The sequence below is a fragment of the Streptomyces sp. NPDC086549 genome (genome assembly GCF_044746205.1).
Taxonomy (GTDB): Bacteria; Actinomycetota; Actinomycetes; order Streptomycetales; family Streptomycetaceae; genus Streptomyces.
Map to the genome: position 1 here is coordinate 1 of NZ_JBIVBS010000023.1, position 24723 is coordinate 24723.

Here is a 24723-nt window from a genome sequence, read left to right on the forward strand (position 1 = left end):
ACGGCTCCAGCCGTTTGGCGCGCCAGAAGTTCGCCATGCCCAGCACCACACCCCGGGCCCGGATCGGAGCGGCGATGAGCGAGTGAATGCCGTAGGCGAGGATCTCCCGCGTGCGTTGTGGATCCTGCGCCTGCCAGCCTGACACCGCCGTGAGATCGGTCACGAGCTCGGAGCGCCCGCTGCCGTAACCGCGCGCCTGGGGCGTGGACGGCAAGAAGTGGATCAGTTCGCCCTCTTTGTACAGCGGATGGTCCTCCCGGATTCCGCGCACCACGACACGCCGCATGCCGGTCGCCGTAGGAGCCGGCTCCTCGCCGTGCAGCACCGCATCCGCCAGATCCACGGTGACGAAGTCCGCGAAGCGGGGCACCACGACCCGCGCCAGCTCGTCCGCCGTACGCACCACATCCAGCGTCGTCCCAATGCCCAGCCCCGCGTCGTACAGCAGCTTCAGCCGCTCCCGCGCCAGCTCCGCCCGGCCCGACACCGCCTGCAGCTCGGTCGAGTCACGCAGCGTCACCACCGTGGCCCCGCCGCCCCTACGGTCCGTCGGCCGCTGATTCACCGCCAGCAGTCGCTCCCCGGCGGCGTGCACCTCGTCGATGGCCTCACGCCCGGAGACGAGCAGTGCCACCATCTCGGGGTCCAGGCTCGACAGTTCCCGTACCGGTCGTCCCTCGGTGTCGGGCGGCAGTTCCAGCAGCCGTCTCGCCTCGTCGTTCGCCAGCAGCAGCCGCCCGTCGCCGGCGACGATGAGCACTCCTTCGCGCACGGAGTGCAGCACCGTGTCGTGGTGGGCGTACATCCGGGTCAATTCGGCCGGGGCGAGGCTGTGGGTCTGGCGTCGCAGCCGTCTGCCGACCAGCGCGGTCCCGCCGGTCGCCACCACGAGCGCTCCGCCCCCGGCGGCGAGGATGATCGGCAGCTGCCGGTTCACCGCACTGGACACGTTCTTGACCTTCAGCCCCGCCGAGACGAGAGCCACCACCTTGCCGTCGTCGTCCTTGACGGGGACAGTGGCCTGCACCTCGTGGCCCAGCGGACCGTGGACACTTTCCGTGTACACCTTTCCCGCCAGCGACGGCCCGATCGTGCCGACGAAGCGCTTCCCGATCCGGCTCGGTATGGGATGGGTGTAGCGGATTCCCTTCGTGTCCATGACCACGATGAAGTCGACGCCCGCAGCCTTGCGCCCCGCCTCGGTGAGCGGCTGCAGCACCTTCGACGGCTCGGGGAGCTTCAGCGCCTCCAGAACGCCGGGAGAGTTCGCGAAGGTCTCCGCGACGGCGATGGAGCGGCGTACGGCCTCGGCGGTGGTGTCCCGTTTCGACTGCAGGGCGAGGACGAACACGCTGCAGGCCACGAGCAGCACCACCACGGCCACCTGGAGAGCGAAGACCTGCCCGGCGACGCTGCGCGGGCTCCTGCTGACCAGCGGCTTGAGCGAGAGATGTCGAAAAGCGGCGAAACGGTTCGCCATATGCCCTTTGTAGCACCGGTGAATCCGTGCCACATCCGATGGCTTCCCCCGTCGTTTCGGGCACCGCACCCGAAGTGCCTCCGTCCTCGCGGATCGATGCCCGCTCTAAGTCGATATGATGCATTTTGTGATCATGCCCGGGCGGCTGCAGCTCCGTCGTCCCCCCTACGGCAGTCGGTGGGAATTTGCCCGGCTCGCGCCGGTGATCCTGACTGCCCTCGTCGCCGGCCTGGCGTTCGCCACGCCGAGAGAGATCGCCATCAGCCGCCTTCTGCCCGCCGCCCCCGCCCTCGCCGCCGCGATGTGGCCCGTGATCCCCACGATCCTGCTGGGTACGTTCTGCCTGCTGGTCATGATCACTCTCAGCTTCTTCTACGCCGATCTGGGGACGCAGTACACGTCGGCCGCGATCGTCGCGGTCACTCTGGCGGCCGCATACGCGAGCCACGTCCGACTCCAGCGGGAGGAGATCCTGCTCCAGGTCCGGCTCGTCGCCGACGCAGCCCAGAGGGTGCTGCTGCGCCCCCTGCCGCGCCGCATCGAGGGCGTCGAGATCGAGTCGCTGTACCTGGCGGCCCAGGAGCAGGCCAGGATCGGCGGCGACTTCTACGAGGCGGCCGGCACCCCGTACGGGGTCCGTCTGCTCATCGGTGACGTGCGGGGCAAGGGGCTGTCCGCGGTGGGGGCGGCCTCCGCGGTGATCAGCTGTTTCAGGGAGGCCGCACACGACGAGCCCGAGCTGACGGGCATCATCCACCGTCTGGAGACCAGCATCGCCCGCCACAGCGCCGCGTTCCCGGGCAAGGATCTGCCGGAGCGCTTCGCCACCGCCCTCATCGCCGAGATCCCGCACGGCGGCGGCCAGATCAGAATTCTGAACTGCGGGCACCCCCCGCCGCTGCTCGTGCATCGCGGCAACCTCCGCGTCCTGGAGCCCACCACCGCCTCGCCGCCTCTCAACCTCGCGGCGCTCATCGGTGAGCAGTACTACGTCGACACCGTCCCGTTCACCCCCGGCGACCATCTGCTGCTCTACACCGACGGCGTATCGGAGGCCCGGGACCGCGCCGGAGAGTTCTTCCCGCTGCCCGACTGGATGCGGCAGCAGGGTCTGGCGCCGCCCCGCGAGCTGCTCGACCGGCTCCACCGGGACCTGCTCCACTACAGCGGCGGAAGACTCGAGGACGACATCGCGGCCCTCGCGGTGCGGTACCCGAACACCCGGGTCCAGGGGCCCTCGGTGCACGAGCCCCCGGTCTAGGGAGCAGGATGCCCCCCGGCCGTCAGACGCGGTTGTGTTGCCCCGGCGGTGCCTGAAGCGGTGCGGCGCCGGGCGGGGGGACCAGGCCGATCTGCTGGGCGCGCAGCACGGTGCTGACACGGTCCCGGGTGCCGAGCTTGCGGTAGATGTTCTCGACGTGCTTGTGCACCGTGCGGTCGGATATGCCGAGGCGGCGGCCGATCGCGGCGGCGGTCAGGGCGTCCGCGAGCAACAGCAGGACGGTCGTCTCCCGGGGCGTCAGCGCGCAGTCCTCCGCCGGCTCGTGGGGAGCGCCCGGTGCGCCGCGGGCCACGAGCTGCCGCTGCCAGTGCTCCAGCAGCTGACGCTGCTGCTCGACGGCGGCCAGCAGCGACTGCGTACGCCGGGCGATCCGTATGTCGTCGTCGGTGAAGTCCGTACCGGAGCGGAAGACCATGCACCCGGTGATCGGGGTGCTCGTCTGCGGCAGCGGGACCGCCAGAACATCGTGCGTGCCCAGGACCCTGCGGAGCAGCCGCGCGGTCGGGCTCGTCGGCCACACCGGACCGGCCACCTGGCGCGCGGAGACGGGGACACTTTCGTGTTCGGCCGAGTAGAGGGCCGCGAACGGGTACCCCGCGCGCAGCAGACCCAGGTCCTCGGCCCCGAGCAGGCGTAACTCCGCGGCGGCACCGGGCGACACACGGACGGTGCCCGCGCTCTCGCTCCAGTCGTCCAGCTTGTAGATCAGCGCGTCCCCGCCGAACAGGCCGGGCAGCGCCGCGGCCAGCAGCGGCCACAGCCGCTCGGGATCACGCTCGTGGAGCGCTGCGACGGCCACCGACACCATGCGTTCGTAGGCTCCGTCCGGCGTTGGTGTCACCTGTCCCTCTCCGCTCGTTCGCGTACGCAGTTGTACCCATACCCGCGCGGCACTCGGTCCTCCAGAATTCAACCGGGCCACATTCATGTTCTCGGATGTACTCACCACCGAGTGCGGGCCGCCGACACGGGGGAGCGGCGGCCCGCACTCCACGCCGCGGCACACAGCGCCCGGTCGACCGCCTCGGTGTAGACGGCGGCGGCCAGCCAGGCGCGGGCGAAGCGGTCCGTGTCGGCCGGGAGGAGCCGGCCGAACGGGTCACGGGAACGGTCCGCCGCGGCGGAGTGGAGCCCGTCCAGCAGATCGCCCGCGGTCGCCAGGCCGTGCCTGCGCAGACGCGAGCCGTCCGCGACTCCGTTCCCCGGGAAGGCGAGCACCTGTCGGCCCCCGGAGGCGGCCTGCTGGACCCGGCGGCGCAGGAGGTACAGCGGCGCCTCGTCGACAGTGGCCTCGACAGCTCCGGCGGCCGGTGCCGTCGCGTCGGGCAGGTCCGCGCGCCGCAGGCGGTCCAGGCCCAGGTCGAGACGGGTACCGGGGTCCTTCGGGTGGTCGCTCGCCAGGAGCAGGGCCCGGGGGTGCGGGGCCGGGGTGAGACGGGCGACGACCCGCAGCCTGCTGCCCCGGGCGGCGGCCAGCAGGCGGAGGTTGTCACGACAGGGCAGCGCGGGGTCGTCGTGGGCGGCAACGAGACGAAGCGTCAGCCCGTTGCAGTCGGCGAGCAGGCAGTCGCCCGCCGACTCACGGACCGTGCCGGTGAGGGTGACATCCAGGAACAGCAGGTCGTGGCCGCCGGCCAGGGCACGGGTGACCTGGTCGGCGGCGGGCACGGCCCAGAGCCGGTCGAGAGGTTCGTCGTGCCAGACGGCACCGGACGCCCGGACCGCCCGTACGCCCGCACCCGCGCCCAGCCGGCCCGTCGGGGAGACGGTGGCACCGGAGACCGCGAGCCCCGCACGCGACAGCTCACGGTGGGTCAGGGCCGTGTCACCGATGCGCACGGTCCGGTCGGCCGCGCCCACGGCCCGGCCGGAGCCGCCCGGGGCCACGTCGGAGACCGTGCAGAGGCGGCCGTCGGCGTCGGCGGCCCAGGTGACGGCGCCCGCGTAGCCGCTCGCCGTGAGCACGGGCTCCGAGAACAGGCCGTAGAGGCGTAGCGAGCCGTCCGGGGTGTACGGCTGCCGTGCCGTGCCGCGCAGCGCGGCGAGTTCCGGGCCGGTGGCGTACGGGACGCGGTGGGCGACGGCCAGGACCTCGCGCAGGGCGGAGACGAGGTCGGTGAGCCGGTAGGCCGGGTCCGCCGAGCGGGCCGCGCGCAACGCGGTGACCACGGACACCGCCGTGGCGGCGGCCCTGGGGAGTCCCGCAAGGCGCGCGCCGTGCGCCGCGCGCAGCAGCTCCGCCTGGAGCACGCCGCCGGCGCCGTCGGTGCCGGCGGCGAGCACGGCGGCCGCGGCGTCGTACAACGCCCGCGCGGCGGCGCGCTGGTCGGTGGTGGCGCCCTCCGGCTCCGCCGCGGGCGGGGCTTCCGCCCCGTCGGCCCCTCCTGCCTTGAGCTGCCCGGTGGCCGGGCCCGATTCCGCCCGCGGCTCGGCCGGTCCACTCGGTTCGGCATCGGCATCGGCGTCGGCGTCGGCGATCGGGGCCGCCGACGCCGCAGCGGCCCGGTGCAGGCAGTCCGGCGCCAGCAGACACCCGCAGCGGATCGCGTCGGCACTGCTCACCGTGGAGCCGGGGGCGTGCAGTTCGAGGTCGGTGTCGGCGTCGAGCGCGATGCGCACGGTGTCGCCGTCGCGCACGACGGGCCGGCCGGCCAGCTTGCCGACGGCCGCGTCCAGCCGCTTGCGGAGCCGCGGCGACAACGCCGCGACCAGCTCCGCGGTCACGGCCGGGGCGACCGGAGGAAGGTCCGTGCTCATGCGATCTTCTCCCCTACCCAGCGGGCGAGTTCGAGCGGGCTGAGGGCGGCGACGGGCATCCCCGCGGCGACGAGCTGTCCCGCGACACCGGTGGAGTACCGGGGCCGGCCCGCGTCGTCGAGGCTCGCGCACCCCAGGACGTGGCAGCCGGCCCCGACCAGCGCGCGGACCTCGGCGAGCAGCCCGCCCAGCGGATAGCCCTCCTCGAAGTCGCTGACGACCACGACGAGGGTGCGGGACGGCACGGTGACCAGCTCGCGGGCGTGCCGGAGCCCCGCCGCGATGTGGGTGCCGCCGCCCACGCTCACTTCGAGCAGCAGCGACAGCGGGTCCTCGACATGGTCGGTGAGGTCGATGACCTTCGTGGAGAAGGCCAGGAAGTGCGTGGACAGGGTCGGCACCCCGGCCAGCACCGAGGCCGTCAGGGCCGCCCAGACCGTGGACGCCTCCATGGACCCCGACACGTCGGTGACCAGGACGAGCCGCCAGTCGGAGGCGCGCCGGGCGCGGGTGCGGAACACGGGACGCTCGGGGACGACCTGGACGGTGCCGTCCGGGCCGCGCCGGGCGGTCGCGAGGTTGGCCCGCAGTGTGCGGGGCAGGTCGAGGCCGCCGCCCGGCCGTCGGCTGGGCCGTGGCAGGGCCGTGCCGTGCAGTGCGGGGCGCAGCCGGGTGGCCAGCTCCCGGGTCAGCGCCTCTACCAGGCGCCGTACGAGCGGACGCAGCGCGGCCAGCCGGGCCTCGGGCAGTCCGCCCGCGTGCCGGAGCACGCTGCGCAGCAGGTCGACGGAGGGCCGCACCGTGTCCGGATCCAGCTCGGCGAGCACGTCCCGGCGGCCCGCCGCCGCGGCCGCGGCCAGCACCTCCTCCCGGATGCCCGGCCCGAACAGGGCCGCCAGTTCCTCGGACCACTCGCGCACCCCGGGGTACGGCGCCTCCCGGCCGCCGCCCCGGCCCCGCCCGCCGAGATCACCCCGGCTGCCCTCGCCGCGTCCGCTGCCGTACAGCTCGTCCAGCGCGGTGGCAAGCGCCGATGCCGACGGGGGGAGCCGGTCGGTACGCCGCCCCAGCAGCAGTCGCCAGCGGTCGGCGGGGGCGAGCCGGTGCGCTTCGCCCGGTGGCCCTCCAGCGGCCGGTCCGGTGGTGGGCACCGGCTCTTCGTGGTTCCGCTCTTCGTGGTTCCGCTCTTCGTGGTCCGGTGGTGCCGGAAGCAGCCCGAGCGCGCCGAGGGCCTCGCGTGCCGCGAGGTCCGCGCGGGTCCAGGTGGCGAGGGCGGCGGGGTCGAGTCCGGCGGTGTCGGCCAGGTGACTGGTGCCGAGGCGCTCCTCGACGGCCGACAGGAGGCGGTCGCGGGCGGCCGGGCTGAGGGTGTCGAAGCCTCCCCGGAGCGCGGGGAGCCGGTCCAGGAACTCCCGGTCGGTCAGCTCCGGGACGAGGTTGAGCAGGGGCTCCAGCGCGGGGGCCGCGGACTCCAGGAGCTGGCCCGCCGCGGTCAGCAGTCCCGTGAGCCGTGCGGTGAGGGCGGAGCGGGTCTCGGGGCCGGAGGCCGAGTCGACCCAGGAGGCGACGCGGTCGCCGAGGAGCCGGGGGTCCTCGTGGCCGAGGAGCACGCGTACGGCTCCCGCGGCACCGCGCATCAGCGGGGACCCGTCGGCGGCCAGCCGGGCGAGGGCGTCGGCGAGCCGAATACCGCCCAGAAGGTCCGCGCGGTGGGCGAGTTCGAGCAGGGCGTGTGCGTCGGCGGGGTCCTCGGAACCGGTGAGGCCGTCCACCTGGCGCACCGCGGCGGAGGTGAGCAGCTCGGCCACGGCGGCCGCCCGGGCCGCACGGTCCTCGTCAGCTTCGAGTCCGGCGATGTGACCGGCCCGCAGCCGGTCCAGCAGGGCGAGGCCGGCGAGGAGTTCGGGCAGTGTGCCGGAGTCGGGCAGTACGTCGGCCGTGTCCGCGAGCCGCTCGTCCGTCAGCCCCGGCAGACCGCACTGAGCCGCCTGCTCCAGACCGTGCAGAGTCTGCGCGGCCGTAGATCCGCCCTCGTCGTGCTCCGCCCGCCGTCGCTCGCGCAGCACGCCCTCGGTGGCCTGGGCGGGGGTGACGCCACGGACGCCGGCCGTGGTCAGCAACGCCGCGGTGGCGGGGGTCCAGCGCACTTCCCAGCGTGAGGTGAGCGCCTCGGCCCCGCCCGCGCCGACGACCTCCTTGGGCTCGGCGTACGGCACCCCGCACACCGTCAGCCGGCGCAACAGGAGTTCACGTCGCCGGTCGAGGTCGGAACGGAGCGGGTCCAGGCGCAGGTCCCGGGCCGTACCGGGGCCGCTGTCCTGCGGTCCGGGCAGTCCCAGCGCCGCCAGCTCGGCCTCCACGGCGGGGGCCAGACCGCTGCGTGGCGCTCCGGGTGCGGGGCGGCCGCCGCGCGTTCCGACGAGCACCTTCTCCATCGCGCGTGCGACGGCCCGTCCGCGCCCGTACGGCTCCCCCTGCGCGAGCACCGTCTGCACCGCCTCGACCAGTTCGCCCCGGCCGGCCGCCGGCAGCCCGCGCAGCCGGGCGAGGTCTCCGGCCAGCCGGACGATCTCGCGCGCGTCGGCGGGTCCCGACGGGTGGCCGAGGGCACGCAGTTCCGCACACACCCGTACGGCCGCCCGGGTCAGCGCCTCCTCCAGCGCGGCCGGGTCGCCCGCCGCGTCGAGCACCAGGTGCTGCCACTCCGGGTCGCGGATCCCGGCCGGATAGCCGGAACGCTCGTCCAGGAGCGCGTAGGTGTACGGGATGAGCGAGGTCGTCCAACCGGGGCGCTCGCCGTGGGCCCGGGCCACGGGCGGCGCGGGCTCGGGCGCGCCTGGTCCTGCCGCTACGGCCGCGGACGCGGCCTCGGCGGCGCGGGGCTCCGTCCCGGCGGTCGGGGCCGTCAACGCCGGGGCGTGGAAGGCACCCACGAGCACGGCGGCCCGTTCGCCGTTCGCGGTGGCGGCGGCCAGGCAGGAGCGCATCCGGCTCTCGCGCCGCAGGTCCAGCTCGGACACGCCCCCCGACACCACCGCGTCCTCGCGCAGCGCCCACCCGGTCAGCAGGGCCGCGCGGCGCAACGCCTCCGGAGCCGAGCCCGGTGCGGTGGCCTCGACGAGCCGGTCCCACAGGTCCTCCCCGGGGCGGCCGGTGAGGCGTGAGCGCAGCGCCACGGCCAGGCCGGGGCCGCCGGGAGCCTGTGCCCGCCCCGCGCGCTCCTCACCCCACGCCCGGTCGGCCAGCGGCAGGTCGCAGGCGACGACCGGCACGCCCTGCCGCGCGGCCCAGCGCACCGCCGCCAGTTCGGGCGAGAAGTCGGCGAAGGGGTAGAAGGCCGGGCCGCCGCCCCCGCCGACAGGGGCGGCGGCGAGGGCGACCGGGGCCCTGGTCTCCTCGTGGGCCAGCCACGGCAGCCATTCCTGCATCTCGGCGGGGAGCTCGACGAGCAGCACGTCCGGCTTCGCCGCTTCGAGGAGCGCGGGCACCGCGGCGGCCAGCGAGGGCGCGTGGTGCCGTACACCGATGAGGTAGGGCGCCGCCGGGTCGGTGAGGGCCGCGACGGCCTCCTCGGGCGAGGCGGGTGATGCCGGGGAGGCTGGCGAGACCGGGGAGGCTGGCGAGACCGGGGAGGCGGAGGGCGAGGCGGACGAGGCGGACGAGGTGAAAGAGGCCAGGGAGGCTGGTGAGGCCGACGACGCGGGGGAGGCCGGTGAGGGCGAGGGCAGGGGCACGGCCGTCAGCCCTCCAGGACCGTGCGCAGGTCCCACAGGGTTCGCCAGGTGGCCGAACCCTGTTCGGCGCGCCGTCGCACCGGACCGTCCCAGTAGCCGCGCAGCCGGGCCGCGTCGGCGGGGTCGTCCTTGCGGACGACGCCGAGGAGATGCCCCGGCAGCAGCCCGAGCACGTCGCGGTCCCCGGGGAAGTAGGCCGCCGCCAGCCCGAGCGCACCGGCGACGGAGACGGCTTCCGCCGTACTCATCACCGTGGAGGGCCGCTCCACCTCCCAGCCCTCGGCCGACCGGCCCTCCCGCAGGTCGCGGAAGGCGGTGACGAGGGCCTCCAGCACCATGTCGTCGACCTGGAAGGGCGCCCCGGCCCGCTCGACGGACGCGCGGGCCTGGCTGCGCACCAGCGCGGTCTCGGCGTCCAGGTCCGGGATGGGGCCCACGGTCTCGAAGTTGAACCGGCGCTTGAGCGCGGCGGACATCTCCGACACGCCCTTGTCCCGCAGGTTGGCGGTGGCGATGAGGTTGAAGCCGGGAGCCGCGTGCGCCAGGGAGTCGTCCGTGCCCGCCAGTTCGGGGACCGCGATGCGCCGCTCGGAGAGCAACGACACCAGGGAGTCCTGCACCTCGGGCAGACAGCGGGTGACCTCCTCCACCCGGGCGATGGCACCCCGGCCCATCGCGGTGAGGACGGGGGAGGGCACGAGGGCTTCCCGGCTGGGTCCCTTGGCGAGCAACAGGGCATAGTTCCAGCCGTACTTGAGCTGGTCCTCGGTCGTGCCCGCCGTACCCTGCACCACAAGCCCGCTGGTGCCGCACACGGCGGCGGACAGCAGCTCGGAGAGCATCGACTTGGCGGTGCCGGGCTCGCCGACGAGCAGCAGACCGCGCTCACCCGCGAGGGTGACGACACACCGCTCCACCAGCGCCCGGTCGCCGACGAACTTGTCCTTCACCACCAGCCTGCGCGGCACATCGTCGGGCACCTCGGCGCCGTCCGGCAGCTTCAGGGCCTGCCCGCCGCTGCCCATGACGAACGTGACGACCGCACGCGGGGTGAGCCGCCAGGCGGGCGGGCGCGGCCCGTCGTCGTAGGCCGCGAGGAAGGCCAGTTCGGTGGCGTGCCTGTCCTCGGGCGGGACGATCTGACGGTTCGCGTCGGGGGCGAGGGCGGTGGTCATCGGCGGTGGTCCTTCGGGGTGGTACGGGTGGTGGTCGTCGGCGGGTGCTGGGGCGCGGTCATCGGCGGCGTCCCCTCCGGGTGGCCCGGGTGGTCAGTTCCTCGTACGCCGGAGCGTCTCCCGTACGCACGCGGTCCCAGGCGCGGGCGAACAGCTCGGGCACCGCGAGGAGCGGTACGGCACGGCCCTGGCCGGAGACCGGGTAGAGGCCCTCCTTCCAGGTCTCCACCGGCAGCGCCGGAGCCTTGAGGTCGTTCCAGCCGCAAGGCAGGAACAGGGTGCGCCCGGCGCGCGGCCGCTTGGCCTCGACGACCAGGCCGGTCGCGGCCAGTTCGGCACGGGCCTGCTTCATACGGGCGGGCCTCCAGCCGGTCCAGCGGGCGCAGTTGCGGTCCGTCGGATCGGGCAGCGCCAGCAGCTGGAGGTAGAGCGCCGCGGCGTCCTCGCCCAGGCCGTGGGCGGTGGCGACCTCGGTGACGAGGGCGGGCACGCTCGTGGCCGAGTCCTGGGCGTGGCCCGTGGGCCCCTCCGCGTCCGTTCCCGCCGCGAGGGCCCCGGCGAGGTCGTCGCCGAGGATTGTCCGCAGCGCCCGGACACCGCCCCCGCGCGCCCGGCCCACCAGGCCCTCGACAAGCCCGAGGACCGCGTCGTCCGGGCCGGTGAGCCCGGCCGGGCGGACCAGGACCGTCTCGGTGTCGCCGTACCAGGGGCGCAGGACGAGCGCCTCGCCGAGCCGCGTCAGACCCTGCGCGTCGGCGCCTCCGGTGGCGGGAAGCCCGTACGCCTTGCGGAGTTCGACGGCGGTCGACCCGCCCTTTTCCGTCCACTCGACGTCGAGGTCGACGAGCAGTTCCGGGTCGGCGACGCGGCGGCGCAGCGCGGCCAGACCGTCCGGCAGCGCGGCGCGCAGGGGGTGACCGTAAGGCAGGGCGTAGGCGAGCGTGGCCAGGGCATCGACGGCGCGGGTGAGGTCGTACCGCCCGGGGACGGCCGCGGGGTCGTCCGCGACCAGGTTGCCGTCCTTGTCGGGTCGCTGGACCGTGGTGCGGCTGAGCCAGGGGGTGCGCCCGGGGTTGAGCACGGCCTCGGCGGAGCCGACGGACACGCCGGGCAGGTCGGCGGCGATGTCCTCGGGCAGGCGGACGAACCACGCGAGGCGCTCGGCCCACACCCGGCCGGCGGCCTGTGTGTCCGGTCCGGCCGTCCACAGGTCGGCGGGGTCCTCGGGGAGCAGGGCTCCGATGAGTGCCGTCCGGTCCCGTCGGCCGAGGGAACCCAGCATGCCGGTGCCGATGTCCCGCTGACGTGGCTTCAGTCCGATGGTGGCGAGCCCCTCGGTGCCGGGTGCGTGCGGCTGCCCGGCGAGCAGCACGGTGGCCTGGACGGGGCCCAGTCCGCCGGCCGTCGCGGCCGTGAGAGCGGCGGGCGCCTCGGACCGCCACTCGGCCGCGCCCTTGTCCCGGATCAGCCGGGTGACGGCGGCGAGCCGCTCCGCGGAGATCGCCGACGTGTGCCGGGTCTCCCTGTCGAGCGTGAAGTGAGCGACCGCGCCGAACGCGCCGGACGGGTCGTGGTCCAGTGCCAGCCAGTTGACGCGGTCCCGCTGGCCGTCGATGCTCTGGCAGCCGAGCACGACGACGGTACGGCCGTCACGGCGCAGCACCTGACCGGCGCGCTGCTGCTTGTCGTGCGGCTCGCTCAGGACGATCTCGCGGAGCGTGCCGTCCGGGGTGGCCAGCGGGCCCTCGCCGATCGCCTCGAACAGTAGGAGCAGCGGCTCCCGTTGGGCGTCGGTCAGGGCGGGCGAGGCGGCCCGGTAGGCGAGCGGTCGCAGTGTGCTCAGCACGGAGGGCCACACCATGCCGATGCCGGGGATCGTGTGCTCGTCGCTGCGCCAGCCGTCGCCGAGGGCGGTGTGCCGCTCGGGGTCGGGCAGCGGCTTGCCGTCGGCGGGCTTGCCGGACAGGACGTGGTCGACCGACCGGATCTGCCGGAGCACGCTCCACCGTTCCCCGCCCGACCAGCCGCTGATCTCGGCGATGCCGGCGGCGGCGTCGTGCAGGGTGCGATCCTCGCCGTGCCGGGGACTGTAGTCGGCGAACATGCCCGCGGCGCGGCGGGGCTGCAGCGGCCGTTCCGCGGGAGGTGTCACGAAGGTGGTGGCCGACTCGGCGACGCGCAGGGCGGAGAGGACGAGGGCGGCGACACCGATCAGGAGCCGCTGGTCGGTGAGTTCGGGCAGGGCGTCGCGCACGGCCCGCTGGGCGACCTGGTCCGCGGTCGGCACGACCGGCTTGCCGCCGGCGGCCGTCCCGGCCGACGGGTCGTCGGCCGCCGCGGCGCCGGGGCCACCCGCCCGGGTGATCCGCTCCTGCCGCTCGGCCAGAGCCGCCGCGGTCACCCGCAGCACCTCGGCCGCCCGTTCGTCGGTCAGGGCGCGCAGCACCGCCGAGCCCTGCTCGTCGCGTGGGCGCAGGGCGTGCCAGAAGGCGACCGGCGGCACGAGGCGGGTGCCGGCGGCGAACTCCCCGCCCTGGTCGTGCGGCCTGACGTGGCCGAGTTCACCGGCGGAGGAGGTGTCGTCGGCCGCGAACAGGGACACCCTCATGTTGACGTGTGCCACGACGGGCTCGGCGCCTCCGGGCAGCCGCAGCGCGCCCAGCGGGACGCGGTACGCCCGGCCCCGCTCCGCCGGCAGCGTCACGGTCCGGCCGTCCGGCGTACCGGCGACCATCCTCGCCTCGGCTCCCTTTCCTTCCTCGCGCACCCAGTGGCCGAGGACCGTGCCGTCGGTGCCGAAGGGGCTGTGCTCCAGGCCGGGTTGCAGGGGCAGGACCTCGCAGTGCGCGGGCCGCAGGGATGCGCCCTCGCGGATGCCGGAACGCAGGAAGGCGGGAAGGGACGCGCGTCCGTGCGTGCCGGTGTCGGGGTCGTACTCCAGCCACACCGTCTCCTGGCCCTGCCTGCCCTGACGCCAGTACGTCGTGCCGTCGCCGATGACGGAACGGGTCGGCGGCAGGACGGTGTCACCGGCGTGCAGCGTGCGGCCGCCGGTGGCGCGGCCCCCGCCGGGCAGCGGGATCGACGGGGTGCCGGTGTCGTGGCCGGACCACCAGGTGGGGATCTGCTCGCCGCCCAGGGTGAACACCTCGTCCGGCCGGTTGGACCAGTAGGCGGACTGCTTGGCCCCCTGGCGCCACATGACCAGCAACTCGCCGTCGGTGCAGCGGAAGCGCGGGCGCTGCCAGCGGTCCAGGTCGGCGGGGAGCCGCAGTTCGTGTTCGAGCAGGATCCCGTCCGGGCCGACGACGACCGCCTTGTGCCGCCGGGCGAGGATCAGCGCGGGCCAGGCCTCGGTGACGGTCAGCGTGTCGTCCTCGGCCTTCCTGGGCTGCTTGCCGAGCAGCCGCAGCCCCTCCTCCAGCGCGGGCCAGCCCAGTTCGTCCAGGATGCCCGCGCGCAGGGTGCGGCCGAGCAGCGGCGCGACCCGGTGCTCCGCGACCGTGGCTACGGCGAGCGGGCCGACCTGGGCGGCCACGCTGCGGAAGGGACGCAGCCGCTCCAGCGCCGCGCGGGCGCCGGGCAGGCCCACCGCGCCGGCGAACTCCCCGGCCGCCGACTCCAGCCACTCCCGCAGCACGTCGGAGAGCACGGGATGCTCGGCGGCCTTCAGCAGGTCCGTGGCCGACCGGTGCTCGCCCAGGGTGCCCACCGCCCGGAGCAGCAGGGTGCGCAAACGCGCGTCGGCCCCGGTGGCGACCAGGTCGCGCCGCCCGTCCCCGGAGCCGCGCAGCCAGCGGTCGAGGCCCAGGTACACATCCGTGCCGGCCTCGGGGACCGTGAGCGGGATGCCCTCCGCCACGCACAGGTCCAGCAGGTCGAGATCGGCACCGGCGTGCCAGCGGCCGGTGAAGAGGTCGACCCCCCGTCCGTCGGCACGCAGCCGGGACGCCATTCGCCCGACGAGCGCGAGGGTGGCCGCAGAGCGGTCGGAGACCGACCCGCCGTGCTTGCGGTGCAGCGCCCAACGGCTCAGCCAGTCCGCCGCGTCGACGTCGTCCCCCTCCGTCAGCAGCCGTTCCGCCCCGCACTCCGCCAGCAGGGCCAGCCAGAACTCGTCGTCCGCGACCTGGCGGCCCAGCCCGGCCGGCATGATCTCCAGCAGACGGGCCCGGACGGCCGGCCGCTGTCCGGCGAGGACGGGGAGGACGGAGCGGTAGGCGGACCAGAAGGAAGCGGGCGCCCGGACGGCGGCGGGCGAGGCGATCAGATCGGCGACGAGCGCGCACTCCTCGGTGGTCCGGTCCAGACCGGCCGCCTTGATCAGCCCACGCGCATCCTGCGGCAGCGAGGCGTACGGCGGCATGCCCGCCGCGCAGCGCTCCACCGTCAGCTGCCGGAACTGTGCCCAGGCCGTCGCGGGGTCGAGGCGGCGGGCGAGGTCCTTCACGTACTCCTTGAGCGCCTTGACGGTCAGTGCGCCCGCGAAGGCGAACTCCAGGAACACGGCACGCTGCCGCTCCTCGTCCACGGTGAGGGCGTGCACGCGCTCGGCCTCGCGGGCCTTGCCGAAGAAGGCGGCGGCGTACGTCGTGTTCTCGTGCTGGAGGAAGACCCGGGCCGCCTGCTCGTAGAAGGTGGGCAGGAAGTGGGGCACGGCCCGGCCCAGCCGCGTGCCGAGCTCCTCGAAGCCCTCCTTGGCGGTGCCCGGACGGGACTTGGCCTGGCGCGCGAGCCGCTCGACGTCCTTGACCAGAGCCAGCGCGTGGTGGCCGTTGGCCGGGTCGTTGACCAGCGCCCAGGCGGGGAAGCCCAGGGTCTCCCGGCGCACCTGGCCGACCTCGGGCGTCTCCTGCTCCCGGGCCAGTCCGAGGAACTCCAGGGCCAGGTCCTCGGCCTCGCCGAGGGTGTCCGGCACCAGGCGGACCACGCGCCGGTCCGCCAGCGCCGGGTGGGTGTAGGTGCGCACGGTGAGGGTGTCCGCGTCCTCCCGGGCGGTGGTGCCCGGGGGCAGGACGGCGCCCGCGTCGAGCAGCGCTGCCGTGGTGGTCTCGTCGTACGTCGTGGTCGTCATGCCGCCCGCTCCTCGTCCTCGATGTCCCGCCCCGCGTACAGCGCGGCCGCCATGCGCATGCCCTCCGACCAGGCGACCGGCCCGACCTGACCGAGCCTCAGCGCCCGGCCCGCGGCGTCGGTCCACATGAGGGGACCGGTCTCGGTCTCCTCGTAGCCGTCGTAGTCGCCGATCCAGACCCGGGCCTCGACACCGCGGCCGTCCTCCAGCACGGAGCAGACGGCGTGTCCCCCGCGTACGCGGTAGCCCAGCTGCGCCGCCCTGCCGTGCAGGAAGCGCAGCTCCTTGAACGCTCCGCCGGCGTATTCCCCGACCTGCGTGTCCTCGGCGTCGAGTGCGGCCGGGCGGTGCCACACCTCGCGGAAGAGCTGCTGGGCCCGCTGCTCGACGCCGAGTTCGACGGCGAACTCCCGCAGCTCCTCCAGGTCGTCGAGGAGCACCGGGTGCGGGATGCGGACGAGTTCGGGTGCGATGCGCACGGTGTCGCCGTCGAGGTCGACCAGACCGAGCCCGCGCTCGGGGTCGGCGTCCCGCAGGAAGCCGGCGACCTCTCCGTCGGCCCCCGTGACGACGACGTCCCGCAGGGCGGTCTGCCAGGCCGGGTCCGGCCAGACGCGGGCGACGACGGCGAGCGGCACCGGGAGCGAGCGCACCATCCACCGCTCGACGTCGGTCAGGCACTGCCGCTCGTGCCGCTCCAGCCACTCTGCGAGCTGCCGCAGCCCCACCACCGCCGGGGCGTCCGACAGCTTGGCCGGCACGGACTTCAGCCGCCGTCCGGCGGCGTTGCGGCACACCACCTTTGCGCCGTCGAGAGCGACCTCGTAGTCGCCCGCCGGAACCCACCCCATACGTGCCTCCCCGCACCGCAGTGATCAAGTGACGGGAACTGTAGGGGAGGCCACTGACAACGCCTCCGGCTCCGGTGGATGACGGCCGCGAGCATGCCGCTCGGCCTGGACCACCGACCGGTCCGGGTACTGACGGGGAGGGCTGAGGTGGTGCGCTCGGCCGCCGTCGTCGACTCGTGGGGGACGCGTCGGCCGCTTGCCGCAGCCGCTTCGACGGCCCGAGCGCGCGCAGCGCCATCGGCTACGCGGTGCGCCGGTTTCTCCGGCACCGGCGGCACCTTCGCCGTCGTCGACCGGGGTCTCCGGGCCGGCAGCGGCGGGGCCGACCGCGCCGCTCTGGAGGGCTGCGGCCACCACGAGAGCGGACCGGGCCCGGAGTGAACCGGCCCGGAGTGAACCGGCCCGAAGCTGGCCGGGCCGGTGGCGGTCAGGCTAGAGGCGGCCGGGCGAGAAGCGGTCCGGCCGAAGCTGGCCGGGCCGGAGGCGGCTGGGCCGGAGTGGACCGGGACCGGCCGCAAGTCCTCCGCCGCCTGGCGGCCCGTACCGGGCTTCAGGCGCAATGACGCGGCCGGCATTCCCGGCAAGGCCGGCCGGGACCGGACGCAGGTGCCGTCGGACGGCCGGGACGGCGCGTCGGGCGGGCGCTCAGCCCTGCTCGGCGCCCTGCTCCTTCTCCCGCTTCAGGTTCTTGATCCGCACCGCTTCCTTGCGGACCTCGACCTGGGTGGCGCGCTCCTTCTCCAGCCACTCGGGCTGTTCCTGCTTCAGCGCCTCGATCTGCTCGGAGGTCAGCGCCTCGGTGACCCCGCCGCGCGCCAGGCCCGCGATGGAGACGCCCAGCTTCGCCGCCACCACCGGGCGGGGGTGCGGGCCGTTGCGCCGGAGCTCGCTCAGCCACTCGGGCGGGTTGGCCTGGAGTTCGTTCAGCTCGGCTCGCGAGATGACACCCTCCTGGAACTCGGCGGGGGTGGCGGGGAGGTACACACCCAGCTTCTTCGCCGCCGTGGCGGGCTTCATCGTCTGGCCGGTCTGCTGCGAACTCATGAGGTCAAGGGTATCGGCCGAGTGGGGGAGGCCCGACCACGGCCGGTAACCTGGCCTGGTGACAGGCTCGGAGGAAACACCGTCGTTCCGGCTCGCGTACGTCCCTGGCGTGACGCCCGCCAAGTGGGTACGGATCTGGAACGAGCGACTGCCCGACATCCCCCTCACCCTGCTCCAGGTGACGGCCGCCGAGGCGTCCGACCTGCTGCGCGGCGGTGCGGCGGACGCCGGGTTCGTACGGCTTCCGGTCGACCGTACGTTCTTCAGCGCGATCCCCCTCTACACCGAGGCCACGGTGGTCGTGGTCCCCAAGGACCACCTGATCACGGCGGCCGAGGAGGTCACCCTGGACGACCTCGCCGACGAGGTCCTCTTCCACCCCCTCGACGACGTCTTCGACTGGGACAGCCCGCCGGGGGAGCCCGCCTTCGAGCGCCCCGCCACCACCGAGGACGCCATCGAGCTGGTCGCGGCGGGCGTGGGCCTCCTGGTCGTCCCCCAGTCCCTGGCCCGCCTGCATCACCGCAGGGACCTCACCTACCGGACGGTGGTGGACGCCCCCCAGTCGAGCGTCGCCCTGTCCTGGCTGGAGGAGGCCACCACCGACCTGGTCGAGGACCTGATCGGCATCGTCCGCGGCCGCACGGTCAACAGCACCCGCGGCCGCGCCCAGGCCCAGCCCCCGGCGCAGGAGAAGCGCAAACGCCCCGAGAAGAAGCCCGCCGCGGGCAAGTCGGCGGCGCGGAACCCACGGGGACGTTCCGGCGGTTCGCAGGGCGGCGCCAAGCGGGGCAAGCCCCGGAAGCGCTCGTAGGATCGGGGATCCGCCGCAGACGGGCTGACGGGCTGACGGGCTGACGGGCTGACGGGCTGACGGGCTGACGGGCAGCGCCGAGCGGCCCGGCGGCGCTGCCCCACGGCACGGTCAGGGCTGCTCGGCGCGCTCGCGCAGGTCGGCGATGGCCAGGGCCAGCCCGGCCAGGACGAACAGGAGAGCCGTCAGCACGCCCAGCTGCAGCGCCCCGGAAGCACGGCCGTGGTTGGCGAGGTGCGCGAAGTACACCGCGCCCACGGCGGCGATGCCGGCGGCCGACCCGACCCGCTGCCCCATCTGCAGGACCCCTCCGGCCGCGCCTGCTCGGCGCACCGGGACACGGGCGAGGGTGAGGGCGGTGTTGGGTGAGGTGGTCAGGCCCGAGCCGATCCCGGCGACGAGCAGGGGCAGCGCCGCGGCCCACCCCACGCCCGTACCCGGCACCAGCCACACGGCCGCCACCGTCCCCAGCAGGCTGAGCACGACGGCGCACAGCCCCCAGACCACCAGCCTGCGGCCGTACCGGACGACCAGCCGTCCCCCGGCCAGCGCGGCGACCGCCGATCCGACGGCGAACGGCATCGCGGCCAGCCCGGCCGCCAGCGCGCTGTAGCCCAGGGTGTTCTGCAGGAACAGCGTGTACACGAAGAAGACCGAGGTGAAGCCGGCGAAGTACACCAGGCTCAGAAGCGCGCCGCACGTGAACGACCGCCGGGAGAACAGCCGCAGGTCCACCAGCGGCCCCCGCCCCAGCCGCCCCTGCCGCCGCTCCCACACCCAGAACCCCGCCAGCAGCAGTACGGCCACGGGGACCAGCACCCACTTGCGCCGCCCGGGCCACGCCTGCTCCTGCACCAGGGGCAGCATCATCGCCAGCGCACCGGCGCCCAGCAGCAGCACGCCCGGCACGTCGAAACCCTCCCGGGCGCCCTTCGGCGGGGACTCGGGCAGCAGGCGCAGCGCCGCGGCGAACACGGCCACGCCGATCGGCAGGTTGACGAAGAACACCCAGCGCCAGCTGCCGGACGCCTCGATCAGCAGGCCTCCGACCAGCGGGCCGACCGCGGTGGAGACGGCGACGACGCTGCCGAACATGCCGAACGCCCGGGCGCGCTCGGCACCCTGGAACATCTGCTGGATCAGCCCCGAGCCCTGGGGCGCGATCATGCCTCCCGCCACGCCCTGGAGCAGCCGGCACATCACCAGCCACCCCGCGGTCGGCGCCAGCCCGCAGGCCGCCGAGGTCACCGTGAACAGGGCGATCCCGACGAGGAAGGTCTCCCTGCGGCCCCGCAGGTCGCCCAGCCGACCCGCGGGCACGAGGAAGAGACCGTAGGTCAGGGCGTAACCGGAGACCACCCACGACAGGTCGGCCTGCGCGGCGTGCAGACCCCGGTCCATCGAGGGCAGCGCCACGTTCACGATCGAGGTGTCGAGCAGCGTCATGAAGCCCGCCGTCAGGCAGACGGCCAGCGCCTTCCAGCGCCGCTCGTCGGCGATCGGCTCCGACGGGCGGGCCTGCACCGTGGTCATGGGGCCTCCGGCCGGAGCGGTCCGCCGCGTCCGCGGCGCACCGCGTGTCTCGCGCCGGGGTCCGGCGAGCGCGGATCGTGGGCGGCGCGCCGGTCCGGCTCGCCATGGATCGGGTCGGTGGGCATGCGCTCGCCTTCCTGTGCTGTCCTGCGATCACGGTAGGAACCGATGCCGCACCGCGCTCGTCGTGCCGCTGCCGCCGCACGCCGCTGCCGGCCGCCCACGGGGCGTGCCGGTGATGGCGTTGCTGGGCTGGAGGGGCGTGGCACAGCCGAACACAGGTTCCTGCTCCGCATGCACCGACCGGGTGACGGGGGCCGCCGGAGCCGCCTCGCGGCGGGGCAGCAGGTACGGCAGTTACGGCAGCAGCTTGTCGGACAACGCCACTCGCCGACGAGGGCCGCACCGGACGGTCGGTGCGAGGCGCCGCCCCGCAGGTGGCCGGCTCCTCACCAGGTGTCCACGAAGCCCCGTCGCTCAGGCAGGCCGCCGTCCCCGTCCAGTGCCGCCAGGATCCACCGGCGCGACTCCGCCGGGTCGATCACCGCGTCGACCTCCAGCGCGGCCGCCGCGTTGACCGCCTTGCCCTGCTCGTACAGTTCGGCGACACGGGCCTCGAAGGCGCGGGCGCGGTCGTCCGGGTCCGCGATGGCCGCCAGCTCCTTGCGGTAGGCCAGGCGGACCGCGCCCTCCAGACCCATGCCGCCGAACTCACCGCTCGGCCAGGCCGCCGTGGCCAGGGGAGCGCGGGTCGAGCCGCCCATCATGGCCATCGCCCCGAGGCCGTACGCCTTGCGCAGTACCAGGCTCACCAGCGGCACGCGGAGGTTCGCGCCCGTCACGAACAGCCGCGCGAAGTGCCGTACGGTGGCGGACCGTTCGGCGTCCGGGCCCACCAGGAAGCCCGGTGTGTCGCACAGCGAGACGACCGGCAGGCCGAAGGCGTCGCACAGGCTCAGGAAGCGGGCGGTCTTGTCGGCCGCGTCCGCGTCGATCGCGCCGCCCAGGTGCAGCGGGTTGTTGGCGATCAGGCCCAACGGGCGGCCCTCGACACGGATCAGACAGGTCAGGACGCCGATGCCGAACTCCGGCCGGAGTTCCAGGACGGAGCCCGTGTCCGCCAGCCCGTCGACCGCCGCGCGCATGTCGTACGCCCGGCGCCGGTTCTCCGGCACCACGTGCCGCAGCAGCCGTTGGTCGGGCGCCTTCCCACTCTCCCGCACGCCTTGGAGGTACGACAGACAGCGCCGCGCCACCTGCACGGCCTCCGCCTCGCAGGCGACCGCGATGTCCACCACTCCGTTGGGCACCTGCACCGACAGCGGCCCGATCTCCTCCGGCCGGTACACACCCAGCCCGCCGCCCTCGATCATCGCCGGACCGCCCATGCCGATGTTCGCCTCGGGCGTGGCGATCACCACATCGCAGCAGCCGAGCAGCGCCGCGTTCCCCGCGAAGCAGCGCCCCGAGGCGATGCCGACCAGCGGGACCCTGCCGCTGAGCCGCCCCATCCGGTGGAATGTCGTCACGTCCAGTCCCGCGACGGACGTGGTGTCCGTGTCGCCGGGACGACCCCCGCCGCCCTCCGCGAACAGCACCACGGGCAGCCGCCGCTCCCCGGCGATCTCCAGCATCCGGTCGGTCTTGCGGTGGTTCTGCAGCCCCTGCGTGCCCGCGAGGACCGTGTAGTCGTACGACATCACCACGCACGGCCGGCCGCCGACCCGCCCGGTGCCGGTCACCAGGCCGTCCGCCGGTGTCGACCGGATCAGGTCGTCCAGCGAGCGACGCCGGCGCTGGGCGGCGATCGCCAGCGCGCCGAACTCGGTGAAGGTGCCCGGGTCGCACAGGTCCTCGATGTTCTCCCGGGCCGTGCGGCGGCCGAGCGCGTGGCGCTTCGCGACCGCCTCCGGCCGGTTCCCGTCCAGGCCGAAGCCGTGCCGCCGTACGACCTCGGCGAGGTCCGCGCGGAGGGAATCGGGATCGGCCTCCTCGGCGGCCGCGTCTTCCGAGGCGGGTGCGGCGGACAGGTCCTTCAGGGTGAGGAGCGGGCTGCCCTCGGAGACCGTCGATCCGGGGCGGGCGTGCAGGGTGGCCACGACGCCGGAACCGGGAGCCGGGATCACATGCTCCATCTTCATCGCTTCGAGCACCAGCAACTGCTGCCCCGCGCGTACCGGGTCGCCCGGGGACACGTCGACGGAGACGACGGTCGCGTTCATCGGTGCGACCACCGTGCCCTCGTCCTGCGGCGCCCCGGCCGCCTCCCGTGCGAAGGCCCCCGCCCGCTCCTCCACCACCCCCGTGTGGGCCCAGAAGTCCGGCTGTGCGAGTACCTCTCTCAGCAGCGGAATCCCCGTCCGCACCCCCTCCACCGCGAATTCGCCCAGCGCTCGCCGAACCCGCGCGCAGGCCGCGTCGACGCCGCCGTACGGCACGTGCGCGACCACCTTCGCCAGCAACGGGTCGTATCGCACGCCCACCTCGGCGCCGGCCCGCAGCGCGGTGTCGACACGGATGCCGGGCCCTGTCGGCACGTCGAACCGCGTGAGGCGTCCGGACGACGGCCGTACCGCACCGTCCGCGGCCGTGACCTCGGCGTTGACCCGCGCCTGTACCGCGAATCCGCGCGGCATCGGGGGCGGACCCATCAGCCCCAGACCGTCGAGCGTCTCGCCCGCAGCCAGCCGCAACTGCACCGCGACCAGGTCCACTCCGGTCACCTCCTCGGTGACCGTGTGCTCCACCTGGAGCCGGGGATTGGCCTCGATGAAGTGGAACTCCTCGCCACGGACCAGGAATTCGACGGTCACCAGGCTCGCGCAGCGCGCGGCGCGAGCCAGCCGCAACGCGCTGTCGGTGAGCTTCTCCCGCACCGCGTCCGGAAGTCCGGGCGCGGGCGCGATCTCGATCACCTTCTGGTGGCGGCGCTGTGCGGTGCAGTCCCGGTCCCAGAGGTGGGTGACGGCACCGGCCGCGTCGCCCACCACCTGCACCTCGATGTGCCGGGCACCCTCGAGCAGGCGTTCCACGTACAAGTCGCCGTTCCCGAAGGCGCGTTGTGCCTCCGAACGGCACCGCTCCCAGGCCCGCGCCAGCTCGTCCCGCGTCCGTACCACCCGCATGCCGCGCCCGCCGCCCCCGCCGACCGCCTTGACCATCAGCGGCCCGCCGGCGAGGAACTCCCGAGCCTCCTCGGGGCTCGTCGCCCCGCGCGTCCCGGGAAGCACCGGAACGCCCGCCCGGGCGGCGACCTCACGCGCCCGCGCCTTGTCGCCGAATACCTCCAGCGCCTCGGGCGACGGTCCGACGAACGTGATCCCGGCCCCGGCGCAGCGGCGGGCGAAAGCGGCGCTCTCACTCAGGAAGCCGTATCCGGGGTGGAGGAGGCCGCAACCGGTATGCCGGGCGGCGGCCAGCAGGCCGTCGGCTTCGAGGTAGTCGCCCACCGGCACCGCTTCGTCGGCGAGCCGGGCATGCTGGTCGTCTCCCTCGGCGTACACCGCCACCGTACGAAGCCCCGCCTCCGCCGCTGTCCGCAGGACGCGCACGGCGATCTCCCCGCGGTTGGCTATCAGCACGCCGTCAGCACCCATCGACTCCTCCAGAGGCGATCGGAACACGATCAGAACCTGGTCAGAACACGGTCAGGCCCTACCCCTACCCAGCAGCCACTCGTACGCCGCCCGCGCGGTGAAGTCCGCCTGGCCGCCTCGCAGGAGCAGCCCGGCGGTGGCGAACTCCGGGGCGTCGGCCTGGGCGGCGACGTACGGGATCGCGATGCAGCGCATCCCCGCCGCGTGCGCGGCGGCCGCGCCCGGTGCCGCGTCCTCCAGGACCACGCAGTCGGCCGGGACCGCCCCGAGGCGCCGGGCCGCCTCCAGGAAGACGTCGGGCGCGGGCTTGCCGCGGGGCACGTCGTCGGCCGACACGGCCGTGCGCAGATACGCGTCCAGTCCCGTGCCCGCCAGGATCGCCGCCATGGCCTCGGGGGAGGAGCCCGAGGCGACGGCCATCGGCACGCCCTCGGCCGCCAGCAGCTCCACGAACTTCCGCATCTGCGGGTACACACGCGTGTGGGTACGGGCCAGCGCGAGATAGCGGCGGTCCGTGGCGGCGACCAGCTCGTCCACGGTGGCGCTCAGACCGTGGCGCTCCTTCCAGAGGACGGCCGTCTCCCGGGTGCTGACGCCGACGTAGCCCTCGTGGTCCGCCCAGGTGTAGCTCCGCACGCCGTGCTCGGCGAGGGTCTCCCGGCTCGCTTCGTAGTAGTTGGGCTCGCTGTCCACGAGCGTTCCGTCGAGATCGAAGATGACCGAGACGTCACCGAGGCCGCCGAGGTTGCTCATGGCGTCCAGGATGCCAAGCGTCACCCGCGGGCCGCCGTGCGGCCGACCGACTCCACCAGGGGCAGCAGCCGGTACGCGACGCGCTCGCGCAGCGCCACCTCGGTGCGGGTGCGTACCACGCCCGGCAGGCTGATCAGTTTCTGGATCACGTCCTCCAGGTGGGCGTTGTCACGCGCCACGACCCGGGTGAGCAGATCCCCGCCGCCCGTGATCGAGAAGGCCTCGACGATCTCCGGTACGGCGGCCAGCGCATCCCCGACGTCGTCGAGATGGCCCTGGGTGACCTCGATGTGCACGAAGGCCAGCACCGGGTGGCCCAGCGCGGCGGGGGAGAGCGAGGGGCCCGTGCCGGTGATCACTCCGTCCCGCTCCAGGCGGTCCAGCCGGGCCTGGAGGGTGCCGCGGGCGACGCCGAGGATACGGGCGTACTCGCGCACACTGGTCCGAGGCTGCTCCAGCAGCAGCCGCAGGATGCGGGTGTCGAGCTCGTCCACGGCCATGGCGCTTCGGCCTCCTCCTGCTTCGGTGATCACCACCGACTGTACCGATGGCCCAGCCATGCGCAGCCCGGGTGTGCCGTCCGACCTGGTCCGTTGGCCTTTGTGACGGCGGGGGTCGAGACTCGTCACT

The 24723-nt window shown here is 74.5% G+C and carries 14 protein-coding genes and 1 pseudogene; 3 read left to right on the forward strand and 12 right to left on the reverse strand.

Annotated features, from left to right (window positions below; all coding sequences use genetic code 11):
* Positions 1-1480 (reverse strand): annotated as a pseudogene (locus ACIPSA_RS43925) (histidine kinase); the annotation flags it as partial.
* A gap of 202 nt (positions 1481-1682) precedes the next feature.
* On the opposite strand from ACIPSA_RS43925, the gene ACIPSA_RS43930 reads away from it, so the two are divergent.
* Positions 1683-2741, forward strand: coding sequence for a PP2C family protein-serine/threonine phosphatase (locus ACIPSA_RS43930; protein ID WP_402645928.1), 1059 nt, complete (start codon positions 1683-1685; stop codon positions 2739-2741).
* A 22-nt stretch (positions 2742-2763) separates the two neighbouring features.
* Here the strand turns inward: ACIPSA_RS43930 and ACIPSA_RS43935 are convergent, their stop codons facing one another.
* From ACIPSA_RS43935 to ACIPSA_RS43960, 6 genes are all read right to left on the reverse strand, one after another.
* Positions 2764-3570: a LuxR C-terminal-related transcriptional regulator gene (locus tag ACIPSA_RS43935; protein WP_402646180.1), complete on the reverse strand. Its 807-nt coding sequence runs from the start codon at positions 3568-3570 to the stop codon at positions 2764-2766.
* Between the two features lie 134 nt (positions 3571-3704).
* Complete coding sequence (locus ACIPSA_RS43940) at positions 3705-5519, reverse strand: hypothetical protein (protein ID WP_402645931.1); 1815 nt, start codon at positions 5517-5519, stop codon at positions 3705-3707.
* Positions 5516-9196, reverse strand: a complete 3681-nt coding sequence (locus ACIPSA_RS43945; protein ID WP_402646184.1) for a DUF5682 family protein — start codon at positions 9194-9196, stop codon at positions 5516-5518. Before ACIPSA_RS43945 ends, ACIPSA_RS43940 begins: the two co-directional genes overlap by 4 nt.
* Before the next feature lie 62 nt (positions 9197-9258).
* Positions 9259-10428 (reverse strand): AAA family ATPase, encoded by a 1170-nt coding sequence (locus ACIPSA_RS43950; RefSeq protein WP_402645934.1) that lies wholly within the window; start codon positions 10426-10428, stop codon positions 9259-9261.
* Positions 10429-10486: 58 nt separating this feature from the next.
* Positions 10487-15502, reverse strand: a complete 5016-nt coding sequence (locus tag ACIPSA_RS43955) for a hypothetical protein (protein WP_402645936.1) — start codon at positions 15500-15502, stop codon at positions 10487-10489.
* Positions 15499-16353 (reverse strand): DUF4132 domain-containing protein, encoded by an 855-nt coding sequence (locus ACIPSA_RS43960; RefSeq protein ID WP_402645939.1) that lies wholly within the window; start codon positions 16351-16353, stop codon positions 15499-15501. Before ACIPSA_RS43960 ends, ACIPSA_RS43955 begins: the two co-directional genes overlap by 4 nt.
* 78 nt (positions 16354-16431) lie before the next feature.
* On the opposite strand from ACIPSA_RS43960, the gene ACIPSA_RS43965 reads away from it, so the two are divergent.
* On the forward strand, positions 16432-16734 hold the full coding sequence (locus ACIPSA_RS43965) for a hypothetical protein (RefSeq protein ID WP_402645941.1): 303 nt from the start codon (positions 16432-16434) through the stop codon (positions 16732-16734).
* 264 nt (positions 16735-16998) lie between these two features.
* On the opposite strand, the gene ACIPSA_RS43970 is transcribed toward ACIPSA_RS43965, so the two are convergent.
* Entirely contained in the window at positions 16999-17397 is a 399-nt protein-coding gene (locus ACIPSA_RS43970) for a DUF5997 family protein (RefSeq protein WP_402645943.1), read from the reverse strand.
* A gap of 58 nt (positions 17398-17455) precedes the next feature.
* Here ACIPSA_RS43970 and ACIPSA_RS43975 point away from each other — a divergent pair, with 58 nt between their 5' ends.
* Positions 17456-18211, forward strand: a complete 756-nt coding sequence (locus ACIPSA_RS43975; protein ID WP_402645946.1) for a LysR family substrate-binding domain-containing protein — start codon at positions 17456-17458, stop codon at positions 18209-18211.
* A 111-nt stretch (positions 18212-18322) separates the two neighbouring features.
* Here ACIPSA_RS43975 and ACIPSA_RS43980 read toward each other — a convergent pair whose 3' ends face one another.
* From ACIPSA_RS43980 to ACIPSA_RS43995, 4 genes are all read right to left on the reverse strand, one after another.
* Positions 18323-19744 (reverse strand): MFS transporter, encoded by a 1422-nt coding sequence (locus ACIPSA_RS43980; protein WP_402645948.1) that lies wholly within the window; start codon positions 19742-19744, stop codon positions 18323-18325.
* A gap of 449 nt (positions 19745-20193) precedes the next feature.
* On the reverse strand, positions 20194-23340 hold the full coding sequence (locus ACIPSA_RS43985; protein ID WP_402646187.1) for a carboxyl transferase domain-containing protein: 3147 nt from the start codon (positions 23338-23340) through the stop codon (positions 20194-20196).
* Positions 23341-23391: 51 nt separating this feature from the next.
* Positions 23392-24093, reverse strand: coding sequence for an HAD family hydrolase (locus ACIPSA_RS43990; protein WP_402645950.1), 702 nt, complete (start codon positions 24091-24093; stop codon positions 23392-23394).
* A gap of 20 nt (positions 24094-24113) precedes the next feature.
* Complete coding sequence (locus tag ACIPSA_RS43995) at positions 24114-24593, reverse strand: Lrp/AsnC family transcriptional regulator (RefSeq protein WP_402645952.1); 480 nt, start codon at positions 24591-24593, stop codon at positions 24114-24116.
* Between the last annotated feature and the right edge of the window lie 130 nt (positions 24594-24723).

Excerpts from the sequence above, each read along its gene's own strand:
- ACIPSA_RS43950 (WP_402645934.1), bottom strand. The coding sequence starts at position 10,428 with ATGACCACCGCCCTCGCCCCCGACGCGAACCGTCAGATCGTCCCGCCC.
- ACIPSA_RS43955 (WP_402645936.1), bottom strand. The coding sequence starts at position 15,502 with ATGACGACCACGACGTACGACGAGACCACCACGGCAGCGCTGCTCGAC.
- ACIPSA_RS43980 (WP_402645948.1), bottom strand. The coding sequence starts at position 19,744 with ATGACCACGGTGCAGGCCCGCCCGTCGGAGCCGATCGCCGACGAGCGG.
- ACIPSA_RS43995 (WP_402645952.1), bottom strand. The coding sequence starts at position 24,593 with ATGGCCGTGGACGAGCTCGACACCCGCATCCTGCGGCTGCTGCTGGAG.
- ACIPSA_RS43970 (WP_402645943.1), bottom strand. The coding sequence starts at position 17,397 with ATGAGTTCGCAGCAGACCGGCCAGACGATGAAGCCCGCCACGGCGGCG.
- ACIPSA_RS43990 (WP_402645950.1), bottom strand. The coding sequence starts at position 24,093 with ATGAGCAACCTCGGCGGCCTCGGTGACGTCTCGGTCATCTTCGATCTC.
- ACIPSA_RS43985 (WP_402646187.1), bottom strand. The coding sequence starts at position 23,340 with ATGGGTGCTGACGGCGTGCTGATAGCCAACCGCGGGGAGATCGCCGTG.
- ACIPSA_RS43965 (WP_402645941.1), top strand. The coding sequence starts at position 16,432 with ATGACGGCCGCGAGCATGCCGCTCGGCCTGGACCACCGACCGGTCCGG.
- ACIPSA_RS43935 (WP_402646180.1), bottom strand. The coding sequence starts at position 3,570 with ATGGTGTCGGTGGCCGTCGCAGCGCTCCACGAGCGTGATCCCGAGCGG.
- ACIPSA_RS43940 (WP_402645931.1), bottom strand. The coding sequence starts at position 5,519 with ATGAGCACGGACCTTCCTCCGGTCGCCCCGGCCGTGACCGCGGAGCTG.
- ACIPSA_RS43960 (WP_402645939.1), bottom strand. The coding sequence starts at position 16,353 with ATGGGGTGGGTTCCGGCGGGCGACTACGAGGTCGCTCTCGACGGCGCA.